Raw genomic sequence first — 2,593 nt, 5'->3', positions numbered from 1 at the left:
GAGCTGGTCAAGTTCACGCGTCCCGAGGAGAGCTTCGACGCGTTGGAGAGCATGCTCGTAGATGCCGAGCGCATCCTGCAGAAGCTCGGGCTGGCCTACCGCGTCATCGTGCTTTGCACGGGCGACATGGGTTTCGGCGCCGCCAAGACCTACGACATCGAGGTGTGGCTGCCCAGCTACGGCGCGTACAAGGAGATCTCTAGCTGCAGCAACTGCACGGACTTCCAGGCCCGCCGAGCCAACATCAAGTACCGCTCGCCCGGTGAGTTCAAAGGTTCTCGGCTGGTTCATACGCTCAACGGCTCCGGGTTGGCGGTGGGCCGGTGCCTCGCGGCCGTGCTCGAGAACTACCAGCAAGCCGACGGAAGCGTCGCCATCCCCGAGGTGCTACAGCCGTACCTCGGTGGCAAGACCGTGATTCGCGCCGAGGCCTAGCGCCGCTCGCTCTCGTCGTCCGTTCTGCGGAGAAGCTCGCCGACGATCAGCGCACCCCAGCGACCGTTGACTCGGATGGGGTAGGCGTCGCCGCGTGCGTGGACAACTCCACCGTCCACTGCCTTGAGCTTTAGGGGAACGTCGCGCATCTGCTGATGCGTGGCAAAGACGAAGGCGACCCGTTCGATCGTGGCCATGACGCCGTCCGGATGAATGAACGACAGGACAGGCCGTCCTTCGATCTGCGAACGCTCGTTGGCAGCGAGGTATCCGCGCGTCAGCGCGTTCGCGAACAGGATGGTGTCGAGATCCTGGATGAGCATGCACGTGGGCGCCACCTCGAGGATCTGCCCGGCGATCTCGTGGGCGTGCGGACTGAGATCGGGAGCCGGACCTGGTTTGCACGTGCGATCTGGACAACGCTCGCGCGCGAACGTGAACAGCGTGAGACGCGCGTCGCGCACGTGCAGGGGGAAGACGTCGGCGAACTCCTGAAGCGGCTCGCCGGTTCGAGAGCGAAGCTTGGTGGGGACGCCACGTAGGGGCGCGCCGATAGCGTCGAGGACCTCTTGGCGGGCCATCTCGGCGACGAGCGCGTCGGCGTGAAGCACGCGGTCGAGCGGCTGGCCCACGAGGTCGTGGGCGTCGGCGTAGCCGAGAAGCCGCAGCGCGGCGGCGTTGGCGTAGACGACGGATTGGTGGTCGATGACGAGCGCGGGGACGGGTGTCACCCACGCACCTGCGTAGCAGAAATCGGCGACCGTGTCGGCCGTCGTCGTCGGATCCTTCACCTCTACCCCTTGTTTGAGCGTCAATCTTTCACCGGTCGCCCGCACGCTCTTAGCGATTCGCATGCCTTGTCACTCCGCCACGCTGGAGTGGAGCCAGGGGAAGGGCGCTCTTCAGGCGATTGGGGCGCACGCCTGCGGCCGCTCGCGCGGCTACAAGGCGAGCAGCCGATCGGCGTTCTCGCCGAGAATCGCGTCGATGATGCCTGGGCGCAGCGGCAGCCGCCGCAGCCACTCGATCTCGGCCTTGGCGTCGGTCCACGGACCGTCACTGCCGAACATCACTCTCTCGGCGCCGTGCGCGTGAACGATCTCGACGAAGTCGGCGTCGGGAAGATGTCCCAGCGTGTAGGCGGTGTCGAGATAGACGTCACGTCCCACGAGCAGCTCGGCGACGTGGTTCCAGACCCGGTACCCGCCCAGGTGCGCGAGCACCACGCGCAGGTCCGGGAAGGCATCGAGGATGTTGACGAACGACTCGGGAGTCCCGTGAACCGTCTCGTGGACCTCGTCGGCTCCGGCGTGGAAGAACACGGTCATGTTGTGGCGCACAGCGGCTTCGTAGATCGGTGCCAAGCGAGGCTCGTCGGGCGTGAAGCTCTGATGCTCGGGGTGCAGCTTCATTCCGCGTAGCCCCAGCGACGCCATGCGCGCGATCTCGGTCGCCGGGTCCTCGAGCGCCGGATGCATCGCGCCAAACGGCACGACGTGCTCGCTCGCGATCGACGCGGCCCAGTTGTTGATGCTGGAGACTTGGGCCGGCTTGGTGGCTACCGGCTGTATAACCGACGCCGAGACCCCACAGCGCTGCGCTTCTGCGAGCAGGCCCGTAATGGTGCCGTCGTAGTAGGGCGTGAGCATGCCCTCGGTCATGAGCGAGTGCATGGCCTTGCCTGCAACGGCATCGGGCCAAGCGTGTGTGTGGATATCGACTATGCGCACCGAAGCGCCTCCTGAGAATCGAGCAGCGTATCCACCTATAATGGGTACTTCCGGATGGCGTTGCCAACCGCCGCCCGCTAACGATGGGGGAACGAATGGACGCTGGGCTTGGGCGAAGCGCAGCCGTCGATCGTGTTCTGGCGGCGCTGGTCCGCGAGCGCGGAGCCGCCGCGTGGACCGACCCAAAGGCCACCAGCGCGTATCTGCGAGCGGGAATCCCCAACGAGAGCGGACGAGTCGACACGTTGGTGGCCGCTGCCGAGATTGGGCTCGTGGCCGAGATGGGCGCTCTTCCAGGCCGAGACAGCATCCGTGAGGCTCAGTTCGCCCAACGGCTCGTCTTCGAGCGCTACTACTCCGACAGCGATGCTCGCTTCGCGGTCGGCGCTTGGGCGCGCGCGCTCTGGGAGCCAGCCGCACCCACCGCG

At 66.2% G+C, this 2,593-nt stretch carries 4 protein-coding genes; 2 read left to right on the top strand and 2 right to left on the bottom strand.

Annotated features, from left to right (window positions below):
• A partial coding sequence (locus tag P4L93_02740) for a serine--tRNA ligase (protein MDR3685863.1) occupies positions 1–435 on the top strand: 435 nt, incomplete at its 5' end.
• On the opposite strand, the gene P4L93_02735 is transcribed toward P4L93_02740, so the two are convergent.
• Both P4L93_02735 and P4L93_02730 read right to left on the bottom strand, forming a co-directional pair.
• Positions 432–1,226, bottom strand: a complete 795-nt coding sequence (locus P4L93_02735) for a PAS domain-containing protein (GenBank protein ID MDR3685862.1) — start codon at positions 1,224–1,226, stop codon at positions 432–434. The two genes, P4L93_02740 and P4L93_02735, sit on opposite strands and share 4 nt — an antisense overlap.
• Positions 1,227–1,376: 150 nt before the next feature.
• The gene (locus tag P4L93_02730) at positions 1,377–2,165 is read right to left on the bottom strand and encodes an amidohydrolase family protein (GenBank protein ID MDR3685861.1); all 789 of its coding nucleotides are present in this window, start codon (positions 2,163–2,165) and stop codon (positions 1,377–1,379) included.
• Positions 2,166–2,260: 95 nt separating this feature from the next.
• Between P4L93_02730 and P4L93_02725 the strand changes: the two genes are divergently transcribed.
• On the top strand, positions 2,261–2,593 hold a 333-nt coding region (locus P4L93_02725; GenBank protein MDR3685860.1), incomplete at its 3' end, for a hypothetical protein.

This window comes from Coriobacteriia bacterium, from assembly GCA_031292615.1.
Classification (GTDB): Bacteria; Actinomycetota; Coriobacteriia; order Anaerosomatales; family JAAXUF01; genus JARLGT01.
This window is presented reverse-complemented; position numbering and strand designations above follow the sequence as displayed.